At 72.2% G+C, this 14,710-nt stretch carries 10 protein-coding genes; 6 read left to right on the forward strand and 4 right to left on the reverse strand.

The annotated features are described in order from the left end of the window. Positions 1-154 precede the first annotated feature (154 nt). Together JL475_RS31135 and JL475_RS31140 are read right to left on the reverse strand one after the other, a co-directional pair. Positions 155-361, reverse strand: coding sequence for a hypothetical protein (locus tag JL475_RS31135; RefSeq protein WP_202281355.1), 207 nt, complete (start codon positions 359-361; stop codon positions 155-157). A 94-nt stretch (positions 362-455) separates the two neighbouring features. After that, positions 456-1,652, reverse strand: a complete 1,197-nt coding sequence (locus tag JL475_RS31140) for a trans-acting enoyl reductase family protein (protein ID WP_202281356.1) — start codon at positions 1,650-1,652, stop codon at positions 456-458. Between the two features lie 262 nt (positions 1,653-1,914). On the opposite strand from JL475_RS31140, the gene JL475_RS31145 reads away from it, so the two are divergent. Genes JL475_RS31145 through JL475_RS31155 form a run of 3 tightly spaced genes read left to right on the forward strand, consistent with a single transcriptional unit; the run spans position 1,915 to position 6,551 of the window. Next, positions 1,915-3,093 carry a CaiB/BaiF CoA-transferase family protein gene (locus JL475_RS31145; RefSeq protein WP_202281357.1) on the forward strand — a complete coding sequence of 393 codons (1,179 nt, stop codon included), beginning with the start codon at positions 1,915-1,917 and terminating at the stop codon, positions 3,091-3,093. After that, positions 3,090-4,304, forward strand: coding sequence for an acetyl-CoA C-acetyltransferase (locus tag JL475_RS31150; protein WP_202281358.1), 1,215 nt, complete (start codon positions 3,090-3,092; stop codon positions 4,302-4,304). Before JL475_RS31145 ends, JL475_RS31150 begins: the two co-directional genes overlap by 4 nt. A 39-nt stretch (positions 4,305-4,343) precedes the next feature. Beyond that, complete coding sequence (locus tag JL475_RS31155) at positions 4,344-6,551, forward strand: 3-hydroxyacyl-CoA dehydrogenase NAD-binding domain-containing protein (protein WP_202281359.1); 2,208 nt, start codon at positions 4,344-4,346, stop codon at positions 6,549-6,551. Between the two features lie 109 nt (positions 6,552-6,660). Here JL475_RS31155 and JL475_RS31160 read toward each other — a convergent pair whose 3' ends face one another. Beyond that, positions 6,661-7,359, reverse strand: coding sequence for a MerR family transcriptional regulator (locus tag JL475_RS31160; protein WP_202281360.1), 699 nt, complete (start codon positions 7,357-7,359; stop codon positions 6,661-6,663). A gap of 180 nt (positions 7,360-7,539) precedes the next feature. On the opposite strand from JL475_RS31160, the gene JL475_RS31165 reads away from it, so the two are divergent. The 3 genes from JL475_RS31165 to JL475_RS31175 all read left to right on the forward strand — a co-directional run bounded on the left by JL475_RS31165 (position 7,540) and on the right by JL475_RS31175 (position 12,197). Beyond that, positions 7,540-9,261 carry a BCCT family transporter gene (locus JL475_RS31165; protein ID WP_202281361.1) on the forward strand — a complete coding sequence of 574 codons (1,722 nt, stop codon included), beginning with the start codon at positions 7,540-7,542 and terminating at the stop codon, positions 9,259-9,261. Between the two features lie 162 nt (positions 9,262-9,423). Next, positions 9,424-10,455, forward strand: coding sequence for an oxidoreductase (locus tag JL475_RS31170; RefSeq protein WP_202281362.1), 1,032 nt, complete (start codon positions 9,424-9,426; stop codon positions 10,453-10,455). A 101-nt stretch (positions 10,456-10,556) separates the two neighbouring features. Continuing rightward, positions 10,557-12,197: an ABC-F family ATP-binding cassette domain-containing protein gene (locus JL475_RS31175; protein ID WP_202281363.1), complete on the forward strand. Its 1,641-nt coding sequence runs from the start codon at positions 10,557-10,559 to the stop codon at positions 12,195-12,197. Positions 12,198-12,254: 57 nt separating this feature from the next. On the opposite strand, the gene JL475_RS31180 is transcribed toward JL475_RS31175, so the two are convergent. Then, positions 12,255-14,642, reverse strand: coding sequence for a Tex family protein (locus tag JL475_RS31180; RefSeq protein WP_202281364.1), 2,388 nt, complete (start codon positions 14,640-14,642; stop codon positions 12,255-12,257). Positions 14,643-14,710 lie beyond the last annotated feature (68 nt).

A 14,710-nucleotide genomic window follows, 5' to 3' on the forward strand; every position in this document is an offset into this window, starting at 1 on the left:
TCTCGGCTTCTCCCCCACTCTCGGCTTCGCTCGAGCGGGAGGGACCCCCATGAGCGGGGGGACCCCCATGAGCGGGGGCACCCCCATCGCCCCCGCTCACCGAAGCTGATGAGGGCGCCGTCGCTTTCCTGCGACGTGATCCGCCGGACAGGCCCTAGGCGGTTCCCCGCTGCTCGTCCTGCTCGATGCGCCAGCGCCCCACCTCGCGGTACTCCGAGTCGTAGATCTCCGCTCCGTCCCCGGGCCTCATCGGGTAGTGGCGCAGGTTCCCGCCCCAGTACCGCAGGATCCGCCCCAGCTCACCCACGGGATCCTCGGCCAACGCCTCGTCGTACATGCTCACTTCGAGAAGAAATCGCATGCCTTCGATTTTTTCATTGAACTCCCTTTTGAGACTTGGGTGAAAGGCGTGGGCGGCCTGTGGGAGGCGAGCATCGGAAAGTCTCAACCCGGGCTCAGGACGGGCGGGTCGCGACGACGCGGAAGCGGATGCCCGCGGCCCGCAGCCGCTCGATCAGCGCATCGCCCATCGACACCGCGGTGGTGACCTGTCCCGAGGTCGGCGGGAGGTCGTCGAAGGCCAGGCAGAGCGCCGCCTCGGCGAGCATCTTCGCCGTCTCGTCGTAGCCGGGGTCGCCGCCCGCGACCTCGGTGCGGACCCGCCGTCCGCCGCCCTCGCCCACGAAGCGGACGGTGAACCAGCTCCTGGCGCGCTTCTCGGGCCCCGGCCCCTCACCGGGTGCCAGCCGGCCGGACAGGCGGCGCCGCAGGGGCGGCAGTTGGGCCGCCGCGACCAGCGCGGCCACGGCCGCGACCCCGCCCACCGCGAACGGCAGGTGCCGGACGGCCGCGTAGTGCCGGTAGCGGAAGTCGGGCCCGTACCGGTCGAGCGCCTTCGCCGACCGGCGCACGATCCGCGCGTCGATGGTCGGCAGGGGCAGGGCCCAGGCGCCGACCTCGGGGGCGTAGCGCGGCCCGCCCGACGGCGCCGACACCCGGCGGCCCATCAGCCGCGGCTCGTGCCGCCGCCGGTCCCGGGCCGCCGCGCGGAGCTGCCGGGGCCGGGCGAACTGGCCCAGCGCCGAGGCGAAGGTCCCGCCCGAGAAGGCGGCGTCGGCGGTCACGAAACCGTCCACCGTCAGCGGCACCCCCTCCGGCAGCTGCCGCACGGTGAAATACGCGCCCAGGTCGTGCGGAACCGAGTCGAAGCCGCAGGCGTGCACCAGGCGCGCGCCGGTCTCCCGCGCGCGTGCGTCGTGGCGGACGTACATCAGGTCCACGAACTCCGGTTCACCGGTGAGGTCGAGGTAGTCGGTGCCGGTGTCCGCGCAGGCGGCGACGAGTTCCTCGCCGTAGGTCACATAGGGCCCCACGGTCGTGGCCACCACGCGCGCGTGCTCGGCGAGCGTGCGCAACGAGGCAGGGTCGGACACGTCCGCCCGCAGCACCCCGATCCCCGGATCGCCGGAGGACCGTTCCAGCCGCTCCCGCAGGCGCTCCAGCTTCTCGGGGGAGCGGCCCGCGATCGCCCAGCGCAGACCGGAGGGCGCGTGGGCGGCGAGGTACTCGGCGGTGAGCGTCCCGACGAAGCCGGTGGCTCCGAAGAGCACGATGTCGTAGGGACGGCCGTCCGTCCTGTTCATCCTGTTCATGACACCCCTTGTCGTGGCGTCCCCGGTGATCGTGACGCCCCTGGCTCCGCGGTCGTGCCGCTGTGAGTGGCCGAGGCTAGCGTGAGGGGTGCGGAACCCGACGGCCACGGTGGACACGCCGAGCCGAGCGCGAGCGCGGCGCGGACCGCGCCGTAGAGTGGCCGGGACGCATGGCCAAGCGCTTGCTCGGCCTCTTGTGCCGGATGGAACGTGTTCTTAGCATCACTGGTGTTACATCGGTTGTGTCACAGCTGGGGGTGCGATGACGGAGGTACCGGCGCAGGGGCCGCTCACCGGCGTGCGGGTGGTCGAGCTGGCCGGGATCGGCCCCGGCCCGTTCGCCGCCATGCTCCTCGCCGACCTGGGCGCCGACGTCGTCCGGGTGGACCGCCCCCGCGCCCCGGTGCTCGCGATCGAGGCCGCGTACGACGTCACCAACCGCAACAAGCGCTCCGTGGTCGTCGACCTGAAGGCCCCCGACGGCGCCGACCGCGTCCTCGACCTGGCCGAACGCGCCGACATCCTCCTCGAGGGCTACCGCCCCGGCGTCGCCGAGCGCCTCGGTGTCGGCCCCGGGGACTGCCACGCCCGCAACCCGCGCCTCGTCTACGGCCGCATGACCGGCTGGGGCCAGCAGGGCCCGCTCGCCGACCGCGCGGGGCACGACATCGCGTACATCGCCCGCACCGGCGCCCTCGGCATGATCGGCAGCCCCGACCGGCCACCGGCCGTACCGGCCAACCTGCTCGGCGACTACGCGGGCGGCTCCCTCTACCTCGTCGTCGGCGTCCTCGCCGCGCTGCACCACGTGCGCGCGGGCGGCACCGGGCAGGTCGTCGACGCCGCCGTCGTGGACGGCACCGCCCACCTGTCCGCGATGATCCACGGCATGCTCGCCGCCGGCGGCTGGCAGGACCGGCGCGGCGGCAACCTCCTCGACGGCGGCTGCCCGTACTACGGCACCTACGAGACGGCCGACGGCGGGTACCTCGCGGTCGGCGCGCTGGAGCCGCAGTTCTACGCCGAGTTCCTGCGGCTCCTCGGCGTCGAGGACCAGGCGGACGCCCACGCGGACGTCACCCGGTGGCCCGCGCTCCGCGAGCACGTCGCCGCCCGCTTCAAGGCCCGTACCCGCGACGAGTGGACCGCCGTCTTCGACGGCTCCGACGCGTGCGTGGCCCCCGTCCTGTCGTTGCGTGAGGCCCCGCACGACCCGCACCTCGCCGCCCGCGGAACCTTCACCGACCACGACGGCATCACCCAGCCCGCACCGGCCCCGCGCTTCTCCGCCACCCCCACCACCGTGCGCACCGGGCCCGCCCGGCCGGGCGCCGACACCGACGACGTGGCCCGAGACTGGGACGTCCCCCGACTGTCGTCCGCGCCCCGAGACCCTCAGCGATCCGCGCCCCGAGACCCTCAGCGAAAGGCCACCCCGTGAGCACCGAAGCGTACGTGTACGACGCGATCCGCACCCCGCGCGGTCGCGGCAAGGCGAACGGCGCCCTGCACGGCACCAAGCCCGTCGACCTGGTCGTCGGCCTCATCCACGAGATCCGCGACCGTTTCCCCGGCCTCGACCCGGCCGCCGTCGACGACATCGTGCTCGGTGTCGTGGGCCCCGTCGGCGACCAGGGGTCCGACATCGCCCGGATCGCCGCCATCGCCGCCGGACTGCCCGACACCGTCGCCGGCGTCCAGGAGAACCGCTTCTGCGCCTCCGGCCTGGAGGCCGTCAACCTGGCCGCGGCCAAGGTCCGTTCCGGCTGGGAGGACCTCGTGCTGGCCGGCGGCGTGGAGTCGATGTCCCGGGTGCCCATGGCCTCCGACGGCGGAGCCTGGTTCAACGACCCGATGACCAACCTCGCCACGAACTTCGTCCCCCAGGGCATCGGCGCCGACCTGATCGCCACCATCGAGGGCTTCTCGCGCCGGGACGTCGACGAGTACGCGGCCCTGTCGCAGGAGCGGGCGGCCACCGCGTGGAAGGAGAACCGCTTCGCGCGGTCCGTCGTGCCGGTGAAGGACCGCAGCGGACTCGTCGTCCTGGACCACGACGAGCACCTGCGCCCCGGCACCACCGCCGACTCCCTCGCGGGGCTCAAGCCGTCCTTCGCGGACATCGGCGAGCTGGGCGGCTTCGACGCGGTGGCGCTGCAGAAGTACCACTGGGTGGAGAAGATCGACCACGTCCACCACGCGGGCAACTCCTCCGGCATCGTGGACGGCGCCGCCCTCGTCGCCATCGGCTCCAAGGAGGTCGGTGAGCGGTACGGGCTCACCCCGCGCGCGCGGATCGTCTCCGCCGCCGTGTCCGGCTCCGAGCCCACCATCATGCTCACCGGGCCCGCCCCCGCCACCCGCAAGGCGCTCGCCAAGGCCGGGCTGACCGTCGACGACATCGACCTCGTCGAGATCAACGAGGCGTTCGCGGCGGTCGTGCTGCGCTTCGTGAAGGACATGGGCCTGTCGCTGGACAAGGTCAACGTGAACGGCGGCGCCATCGCGCTCGGTCACCCGCTCGGCGCAACCGGCGCGATGATCCTCGGCACCCTCGTCGACGAACTCGAACGCCAGGACAAGCGCTACGGCCTCGCCACCCTGTGCGTGGGCGGCGGCATGGGCATCGCCACCGTCGTCGAGCGCATCTGAACCCCGGCGACCCACACGCGACTTCTACGGAGACCCCTCATGACCGAGAGCACCACCATCCGCTGGGAACAGGACGACACCGGCGTCGTCACCCTCGTCCTCGACGACCCCGACCAGTCCGCGAACACCATGAACCAGGCGTTCCGCGACTCGCTCGCCGTGATCACCGACCGCCTGGAGGCGGAACTCCGGGCCGACCCGGACTCCATCCGCGGCATCATCCTCACCTCCGCCAAGAAGACCTTCTTCGCGGGCGGCGACCTGCGCGACCTGATCCGGGTCACCCCCGACACGGCGCAGGACCTGTTCGACGGCGGCCTGGCGGTCAAGCGGCAGCTGCGCCGCATCGAGACGCTCGGCAAGCCGGTCGTCGCGGCGATCAACGGCGCCGCCCTGGGCGGCGGTTACGAACTCGCCCTGGCCTGCCACCACCGCGTCGCCCTCGACGCCCCCGGTTCCAGGATCGGCCTGCCCGAGGTCACCCTCGGCCTGCTCCCCGGGGGCGGCGGCGTCGTCCGCACCGTCCGCCTGCTCGGCATCACCGACGCCCTGCTGAAGGTGCTGCTCCAGGGCACCCGGTACAGCCCGCGACGCGCCCTGGAGAACGGCCTCGTCGACGAGGTGGCCGACACCCACCAGGAACTGCTGGACAAGGCCCGCGCCTTCATCGACGCCCACCCCGAGTCCGCCCAGCCCTGGGACCGGCCCGGCTACCGCATCCCCGGCGGCACCCCGTCCCACCCCAAGTTCGCCGCCAACCTGCCCGCCTTCCCGGCCAACCTGCGCAAGCAGACGAACGGCGCCCCCTACCCGGCGCCGCGCAACATCCTGGCCGCCGCCGTCGAGGGCGCCCAGGTCGACTTCGAGACCGCCCAGGTCATCGAGGCCCGCTACTTCGTCGAGCTGGCCGCCGGACAGACGTCGAAGAACATGATCCAGGCGTTCTTCTTCGATCTCCAGGCCGTCAATGCCGGAGCCAACCGACCCCAGGGCGTCGAGCCCCGCCAGGTCCGCAGGGTCGCCGTGCTCGGCGCCGGGATGATGGGCGCCGGCATCGCCTACTCGTGCGCACGCGCGGGCATCGACGTCGTCCTGAAGGACGTCTCCCTGGAGGCGGCCGTGAAGGGCAAGGGCTACTCCGAGAAGCTGTGCGCCAAGGCCGTCTCCCGGGGCCGGACGACCCAGGAGAAGGCCGACGCGCTGCTCGCGCGGATCACGCCCACCGCCGAGGCGCAGGACCTGGCCGGCTGCGACGCGGTCATCGAGGCCGTCTTCGAGGACACCGCCCTCAAACACAAGGTGTTCCAGGAGATCCAGAACGTCGTCGCCCCCGACGCCCTCCTGTGCTCCAACACCTCCACCCTGCCCATCACCGCCCTCGCCGAAGGCGTCGAACGCCAGGACGACTTCATCGGGCTGCACTTCTTCTCGCCCGTCGACAAGATGCCGCTCGTCGAGATCATCAAGGGCGATCGGACGGGGGACGAGGCGCTCGCCCGCGCCTTCGACCTGGTCCGGCAGATCAAGAAGACGCCGATCGTCGTCAACGACTCGCGCGGCTTCTTCACCTCACGCGTCATCGGGCAGTTCATCAACGAGGGTGTCGCCATGGTCGGCGAGGGCGTCGAGCCCGCATCCGTCGAACAGGCGGCCGCCCAGGCGGGCTACCCCGCCAAGGTGCTGTCCCTGGTGGACGAGCTGACCCTCACCCTGCTGCGCAAGATCCGGACCGAGTCCAGGCGGGCCGTCGAGGAGGCCGGCGGCACCTGGACCGGGCACCCCGCCGACGCCGTCGTCGACCGCATGGTCGACGAGTACGGCCGCTCCGGCCGCGCCGCCGGCGCCGGCTTCTACACGTACCGGGAGGACGGCGGGCGCGACGCCCTGTGGCCCGGCCTGCGGGAGCACTTCACCAAGCCCGGCCACGAGATCCCGTTCCGGGACATGCAGGAGCGGATGCTGTTCTCCGAGGCGCTGGACACGGTCCGGCTGCTGGAGGAGGGCGTGCTGACCTCAGTCGCCGACGCCAACATCGGCTCCGTCCTCGGCATCGGCTTCCCCGGCTGGACCGGCGGCGTCCTGCAGTACATCAACGGCTACGACGGATGCGCCGGGGGAGAGACGGGCCTGCCCGGATTCGTGGCACGCGCGCGTGAACTCGCCGAGCGCTACGGCGAGCGCTTTGCACCGCCGGCGCTGCTGGTGGCCAAGGCGGAGAAGGGGGAGCGGTTCACGGACGCCGGCTGAGGCGCCCGAGGAGCCCTGGCGGGGGGACGGGAACGGCGGGCCCGTCCCCCCCGGCCCGTCTCCTGCCCGCCCCCTCGTCCGTCCCCCCCGTCCGTCCTCGCCTCCCCGTTCATTCCCCGCCGTCGAGCCACTCCCGCAGCTCCTCGCGCAGCGACCGCTGGAACGACGTCAGCAGCGCCTGCACCACGAGCGGATGCATATGGGCGGACAGCGATCTCACGTCCCGCGTGTCCCGCTCCGCCACCGCGTCCCGCAACAGACGCGACAGGTCCTGGGCGGCCGCACGCGCATGCCCGGTGAGCGCCGCGCGGGCGGCGAGGATCGTCTCGTGCGTCAGCGGTACGTCCAGCAGCTCGAGGCCGAGCCGCAGCAGACCCGCGTCGACCCGGAAGTCCTCGCCCTCCCGCTCGACGACGTCCAGCGCGGCCAGCCGCCGCAGATCCTCCTCGTCCAGCGCCCGCCCGGCGCGCCGCTCCAGCTCCTCGCGCGACACCCGCTCCACCGTGTCGGGCGCCCAGGAGGCCACCACCGCACGCTGGATCGCCAGGTCCCGCACGCTCAGATCCGACGGCAACCGCCCCAGATACCGTTCGATGGCCGCCAGCGTCATGCCCTGCCGCTGCAACTCCTCGATCAGCGCCAGCCGGGCCAGGTGCTCAGGCCCGTAGCGACCGACGCGGCGCGGCCCGATCACCGGGGGCGGCAGCAGCCCTCTGCTGCCGTAGAACCGGACCGTCCGCACCGTGACCCCGGCCTTCGCCGCCAGCTCGTCGATCGTGAGGGCCGGCCCCTCGATGTCGGTCGTCATGTACAGCAGTATCACTGTCCCACCAGCCGTGCGACACCTCGGCCACCCCGACCGTCGGTCATGATCAGGCCGTCGATCGGCAGGACGACGACTGCCGGGAGGTGAATTTCACGCCATATGTGGTACGGGCTTGTCTGGGGGAGTGAAGCTCCCCCATCGGCTCGACGAAAGGTGCCGCCTGTGACGCAGGAGCAACCCGGCGACAAGGACCGTACGGGAGGCCCGGAGCCGGCTTCGGGAACGGAAATCACCGGACGTGGGAGCCCTCGCACCGACCGGGTGGTGTTCGGTGTCACGGCCGTGCTCACCGTCGCGTTCGTCGTGTGGGGCGCCACAGCGACCGAATCGCTCGAGAACGTCTCGAGCAGCGCGCTCACCGGTCTGATGCACAACGGCGGCTGGGCGTTCATGCTGGCCGCCTCCGGCTTCGTCGTCTTCGCCCTCTGGCTCGCGATCAGCCGCTACGGAAAGATCCATCTCGGCGCCGAGGGTGAGAAACCCGAGTTCCGCACGGTCTCGTGGGTCGCGATGATGTTCAGCGCGGGCATGGGCATCGGCCTGATGTTCTACGGCGTCAGTGAGCCCTTGGCGCACTACATCACACCGCCGCCGGGCACCCACCCCGCCGACTCGGGCGAGCGCATGGAACTGGCCATGGCGACCACGCTCTTCCACTGGACGCTGCACCCGTGGGGGATCTACGCCGTGGTCGGCCTGGGCATCGCCTACAGCACCTTCCGCAGGCGGCGCCGGCAGACCATGAGCGCGGTGTTCACCCCGCTCATCGGGGAGAAGCACGCCAATGGAGCCGTCGGCCGCGTCATCGACATCCTCGCGATCGTGGCGACCATCTTCGGCTCGGCGGCCTCCCTGGGCCTCGGCGCGCTGCAGATCGGCTCCGGCATGCAGGAACTGAACTGGCTGGACGAGGTGAGCACGGGGCTGCTGGTCGCCATCATCGCGGTGCTCACGGTCGCGTTCATCGCCTCCGCCGTGTCGGGCGTGGAGAGGGGCATCCAGTGGCTGTCCAACACCAACATGGTGCTGGCGCTGGTGCTCGCCCTGTTCGTGTTCGTGGCCGGCCCGACGATCCTCGTCCTCGACCTGCTGCCCACCTCCGTCTTCGGCTACCTGGGCGACCTGCCCCAGCTGGCCGGCCGTACGGAGATCAGCGCCGGCCAGGGAGTGGCGAAGTGGCTGGGCAGCTGGACCGTCTTCTACTGGGCGTGGTGGATCTCCTGGACGCCGTTCGTCGGGATGTTCATCGCCCGCATCAGCCGCGGCCGTACGATCCGCCAGTTCATCGGCGGAGTCATCCTCGTGCCCAGCACGGTCAGCCTGATCTGGTTCGCGATCTTCGGCGGTACCGCGATGCGGCTCCAGGGGCAGGGCCGGCTCGGTGAGGAGGCGACCCCCGAGGGCCAGCTGTTCGCGGTGCTCCAGGAGTACCCCGTCGCCACGGCCTCGAGCCTGCTGGTGATGGTCCTCGTCGGCATCTTCTTCGTCTCGGGCGCGGACGCGGCCTCGGTCGTCATGGGCACCCTCTCGCAGAAGGGGGCGCTCGAACCGGACCGCCTGGTGGTGGTGTTCTGGGGCGTGGTCACCGGCGCCGTCGCCGCGATCATGCTGCTGGTGGGCAGCGGCCAGGGCGACGCGTTGACCGGCCTGCAGAACCTCACGATCCTCGCGGCGGCCCCGTTCGTCATCGTGATGATCATGATGTGCGTGGCGCTCATGCGCGATCTGCGCCGCGATCCGCTCGTCGTGCGGGGCGAGATGGCCTCCGAGGCCGTCGACATGGCCGTCATCGCGGGTCACACGAAGTACGACGGCGACTTCGAACTCCGTATCGGCCCCGGCCCCGGGCCGGACGTGGAGGGAGACCCGATCGACAGGCAATGACCGCCGACGCCGCTTCGGCCGCCCTCGGCGGCAGTGGACGGGCCGGCCGCCCCCGTGGAAGCGGGGTGCCCGGTCCGTCCACTGCCCGGCCCGTCCACTGCGGCCTTGACGGAATATGTCATGCCGTACCCGTCTCCGTCCGACTGCGGTAATACTCACAGCATGTCTGCCGAGTACGCGACCTTCGGCCTGACACCGGCGATCCGTGCCGGTGGACTCCTCTCCGGCGGTGACCACCAGGTCCACCGGGACTTCATCGACTTCGTCGTCGACGGACGCCCGCTGCTGTTCCGCCTCTGCGACCTCGACGCCGTCTCCCCGCTCGCCTCCGACGTGCCGCCCGCCATCTTCACCGCCCAGGTCCGCGGCCTGCTGCTGGAGACCGAGGCCCCGCTGCCGTCCGGCCGGTACATCGTCTACGGCTGCCCCGACTGCGAGGACCTCGCCTGCGGCGCGGTGACCGCCGCCATCGAACGGGACGGCGAGGACTACATCTGGCGGGACTTCGCCTGGCAGACCGACGAGCACGCCGACCTGGAACGCAACGGCTACCACGGCCTGGGCCCGTTCCGCTTCCGCGGCACCGACTACCGCACGGCCCTCGCCGCCCTGCTGGACGGCGCCGGCGGCACCCGCCGCCGTGTCCTGCTGATCGGAGCCCGCGTCGCCCTGCTCGCCAGGCTCGCCGCGGCCCTGCGCACCATCGGGGTCGGCGCCGACATCGCCCAGGACGCCGACGGCGTCCCCGCCGACGAACTGCGCGGCTACAGCGCCATGGTCTTCGGCCGGTCGGCCGGCGCCGCCCAACGGGACGCCGTACGCGGCGCGTTCGCCGCCGCCGGCGTCGACGTGCCCTGCGTCGACGGTCTCGCCCCGGTCGTCCCCCTCCTCGTCGCCCAGACCGAACACGCCCTGGACCGCAGCCCGCCCGAGCAGCGCCGCCTCACCGCTCTGAGCGCCTCGGTCTCCGCGGCCGGTGCCGTGGCGGAGGTCGAGGTCACCTCGTCCTGCCGGGTACGGCTCACCGCGTACCGCGTCGACCGCCTCTCCCGCACCCACACCCACGAACTCTTCGACGCCGTACTGGAACCGGGACTCCACCGCCTCCCCCTGGACGCGAAGGCGGTGAAGGGGGAGTCCTACCTGGTGGCCCGTACCGCCGGGGCGGTACGGACGGCGTCCGTGCGCCGGTGAGGACCGGGAGCGGGGAAAAGCCGGGGAGCGGCACGACGTCCGTGCGACGGCCGGAACCGGTACGCCGGCGGATGCGTCCGAAGGCTAGGATCAGCGGTCTGATGACTGCCACCCTCGTCGCCAAGAACCTCTCCGCCGGCCATGGCGACCGCTCCCTGTTCAGCGACCTCGACCTCGTCGTCGCCCCCGGCGACGTGATCGGTCTGGTCGGCGCCAACGGCGCCGGCAAGTCCACACTGTTGCGCCTGCTCGCCGGCCTCGCCGCGCCGGAGCAGGGCGAGCTGCGCCTCTCCCCGCCCACGGCGACCGTCGGACACCTCCCGCAGGAGCCGGAGCGGCGGCCCGGCGAGACCGTCCGGGAGTTCCTGTCCCGGCGTACCGGCGTCGCCGAGGCCCAGCGGACCATGGACGAGACGACCCAGGCCCTGGTCGACGGCGCGCCCGGCGCCGACGACGCCTACGCCGACGCCCTGGAGCGGTGGCTGGCCCTGGGCGGCGCCGACCTCGACGAGCGCGCCGAGGAGGTCACCGCCTCCCTCGGCCTGACCGTCGGCCCCGAGCACCTCATGACCGCCCTGTCCGGCGGCCAGGCGGCCCGGGTCGGCCTCGCCTCCCTCCTCCTGTCCCGCTACGACGTCTTCCTGCTCGACGAACCGACCAACGACCTCGACCTGGACGGCCTGGAGCGCCTCGAACGCTTCGTGAGCGGGCTGCGCGCCGGGACGGTCGTGGTCAGCCACGACCGCGAGTTCCTCACCCGCACCGTCACCAAGGTCCTCGAACTCGACCTCGCCCAGCGGCGGATCAACCTCTACGGCGGCGGCTACACGGCCTACCTGGAGGAACGGGAGGTGGCCCGCCGGCACGCCCGCGACGAGTACGAGGAGTACGCCGACAAGAGGTCCGCGCTCCAGGACCGCGCCCAGATGCAGCGGTCCTGGATGGACAAGGGCGTGAAGAACGCGCGCCGCAAGGCGGGCGGCGACAACGACAAGATCGGCCGCAAGTTCCGCAGCGAGGCGAGCGAGAAGCAGGCCGCCAAGGCCCGCCAGACCCAGCGCATGATCGAGCGCCTGGAGGTGGTCGAGGAGCCGCGCAAGGAGTGGGAGCTGCGTATGGAGATCGCGGCGGCCCCACGCTCCGGCGCGGTGGTGGCGACGCTGCGGGACGCCGAGGTGCGACGCGGCGACTTCGTGCTCGGGCCGGTCTCGCTGCAGATCGACTGGGCGGACCGGGTGGCCGTCACGGGCGCGAACGGCGCCGGCAAGTCCACCCTGCTGGCCGCCCTGCTGGGCCGTGTCCCGCTCCACGCCGGGCACGCCGCCCTCGGCTCGGGCGTCCTGCTCGGCGAGGTCGACCAGGCCCGCGCCCTGTTCCACGGCACCGACACCCTGCTCGACGCCTTCCGCGCCGGGGTACCGGAGACCGAACCGGCCGAGATCCGCACCCTGCTGGCCAAGTTCGGCCTCAAGGCGGACCAGGTGATGCGGCCGGCCGTCACCCTCTCCCCGGGCGAACGCACCCGCGCCGCCCTCGCCCTCCTCCAGGGCCGGGGCGTCAACCTCCTCGTCCTCGACGAGCCGACCAACCACCTCGACCTGCCCGCCATCGAGCAGCTGGAGTCGGCCCTGGACTCCTACGAGGGCACCCTCCTGCTCGTCACCCACGACCGGCGCATGCTCGACGCGGTGCACGTCACCCGCCGCCTGGAAGTGGCCGACGGCAAGGTCACCGAGTACTGACGACCGGGCCCGGCCTCCCACACCGCGGTGTGGGAGGCCGGGCCGGGGAACAGCGGGTCAGCGCCTGCCGTTCTTGGGGTCGACCAGGCCCGCGCGGCGCAGGGCGTCGGCCATCGCGCTGTTCGCCGGCGCGGGTGCCTGACGCGCGCCGCCGTTTCCGCGACCGCCGCCACCGCCGCGGCCCTGACCCTGCCCCTGGCGCTGCTGAGGCGGGCGTCCCCCGCCGCGCTGCCGGCGCCCGCCGGAGGCGTCCCCCTGCTCCGCGGCCTCGTCGTCCAGCCGCAGCGTCAGCGAGATCCGCTTGCGCGGGATGTCCACGTCGAGGACCTTCACCTTGACGATGTCGCCCGGCTTCACCACGTCCCGCGGGTCCTTGACGAACGTCCTCGACATGGCGGAGACATGGACCAGACCGTCCTGGTGGACGCCGACGTCGACGAACGCGCCGAAGGCCGCCACGTTCGTCACCACGCCCTCCAGGATCATCCCGGACGACAGGTCGGAGATCTTCTCCACGCCCTCCTTGAAGACGGCGGTCTTGAACGCCGGCCGCGGGTCGCGTCCCGGCTTCTCCAGTTCCCGCAGGATGTCCCCCACGGTGGGCAGACCGAACGTCTCGTCCACGAAGTCCTGCGGCCGCAGCGAGCGCAGCACGGCGGTGTTGCCGACCAGCGAGGCGACCTCCTGGCCGGAGCTCTTCACCATGCGCCGCACGACCGGGTAGGCCTCCGGGTGCACGCTGGAGGCGTCCAGCGGGTCGTCGCCGCCGCGGATCCTGAGGAAGCCCGCGCACTGCTCGAACGCCTTGGGACCGAGCCGCGGCACCTTCTTCAGTTCGCGGCGGGACCCGAACGGCCCGTTGCTGTCCCGGTGGGCCACGATGTTCTCGGCGAGCCCGGACGTGATGCCGGAGACCCGGGCGAGCAGCGGCGCCGACGCCGTGTTGACGTCCACGCCCACGCCGTTCACACAGTCCTCCACCACCGCGTCCAGCGAACGCGACAGCTTCACCTCCGACAGGTCGTGCTGGTACTGGCCGACACCGATCGACTTCGGATCGATCTTCACCAGCTCGGCCAGCGGGTCCTGGAGCCGCCGTGCGATCGACACCGCGCCGCGCAGCGACACGTCCATGTCCGGCAGCTCCTGCGAGGCGAACGCGGACGCCGAGTACACGGAGGCGCCCGCCTCGGACACCATGACCTTCGTCAGTTTCAGTTCGGGGTGCCGGGTGATGAGCTCGCCGGCGAGCTTGTCGGTCTCCCGGGACGCGGTGCCGTTGCCGATCGCGATCAGCTCGACCGCGTGCTCCCGGGCGAGCCGGGCCAGCTTGGCGATCGCCTCGTCCCACCGGTTCGCCGGGACGTGCGGGTGGATCACGTCGGTGGCGACGACCTTGCCGGTCGCGTCCACCACGGCGACCTTCACGCCCGTACGGAACCCGGGGTCGAGCCCGAGCGTCGCACGGGTGCCGGCCGGGGCGGCGAGCAGCAGGTCACGGAGATTGGCCGCGAACACCCGCACCGCCTCGTCCTCGGCCGCCGTACGCAGCCGCAGCCGCAGGTCGATGCCGAGATGCACCAGGATGCGCGTACGCCAGGCCCAGCGGACCGTGTCGAGCAGCCACTTGTCCGCGGGGCGGCCCCGGTCGCCGATCCCGAACCGGTGGGCCATCAGACCCTCGTACGAGGACGGGCCGTCCGTCGCCTCCTCCGGCTCCAGGACGAGGTCGAGGACCTCCTCCTTCTCCCCGCGCAGCATCGCCAGGATCCGGTGCGAGGGCAGCTCGGTGAACGGCTCGGCGAAGTCGAAGTAGTCGGCGAACTTGGCGCCCGCCTCCTCCTTGCCGTCGCGCACCCTGGCGGCGAGCCGTCCGCGCACCCACATGCGCTCCCGCAGCTCGCCGATCAGGTCGGCGTCCTCCGAGAACCGCTCGGTGAGGACGGCCCGCGCTCCGTCCAGGGCGGCCTGCGGATCGGCGACGCCCTTGTCGGCGTCCACGAACGCGGCGGCCGCGGCGAGGGGCTCGACGCCCGGATCACCGAGCAGCCCGTCCGCCAGCGGCTCCAGCCCCGCCTCACGCGCGATCTGTGCCTTGGTGCGTCGCTTGGGCTTGTACGGCAGATAGACGTCCTCCAGGCGCGCCTTGGTCTCCGCCCCCCGGATCCGCTCCTCGAGCTCCTCGGTGAGCTTGCCCTGCTCGCGCACCGATTCCAGGATCGCCGTGCGACGCTCCTCGAGCTCCCGCAGATAGCGCAGCCGCTCCTCGAGCGTGCGCAGCTGCGCATCGTCGAGCATTTCGGTCGCTTCCTTGCGGTAGCGGGCGATGAAGGGCACCGTCGAACCGCCGTCGAGCAGCTCCACGGCGGCTCTGACCTGCCGCTCCTGTACGCCGAGCTCCCCGGCGATCCTGCCTTCGATGGACCCTGTGAGGGGTGTCGTCACGATCCCGTACCGCCTTCTTCGCTGAGGTTGCGCGGCAATTGTGGCAGGTGGCGCCGACAATCGGGGAT

It is taken from the genome of Streptomyces sp. M2CJ-2, assembly GCF_016757295.1.
Lineage (GTDB): Bacteria > Actinomycetota > Actinomycetes > Streptomycetales > Streptomycetaceae > Streptomyces.

Coding starts and splice junctions, on each gene's coding strand:
- JL475_RS31145 (WP_202281357.1), top strand. CDS start 1,915: ATGACGGAGGTACCGGCGCAGGGGCCGCTCACCGGCGTGCGGGTGGTC.
- JL475_RS31170 (WP_202281362.1), top strand. CDS start 9,424: ATGTCTGCCGAGTACGCGACCTTCGGCCTGACACCGGCGATCCGTGCC.
- JL475_RS31155 (WP_202281359.1), top strand. CDS start 4,344: ATGACCGAGAGCACCACCATCCGCTGGGAACAGGACGACACCGGCGTC.
- JL475_RS31175 (WP_202281363.1), top strand. CDS start 10,557: ATGACTGCCACCCTCGTCGCCAAGAACCTCTCCGCCGGCCATGGCGAC.
- JL475_RS31140 (WP_202281356.1), bottom strand. CDS start 1,652: ATGAACAGGATGAACAGGACGGACGGCCGTCCCTACGACATCGTGCTC.
- JL475_RS31135 (WP_202281355.1), bottom strand. CDS start 361: ATGCGATTTCTTCTCGAAGTGAGCATGTACGACGAGGCGTTGGCCGAG.
- JL475_RS31160 (WP_202281360.1), bottom strand. CDS start 7,359: ATGACGACCGACATCGAGGGGCCGGCCCTCACGATCGACGAGCTGGCG.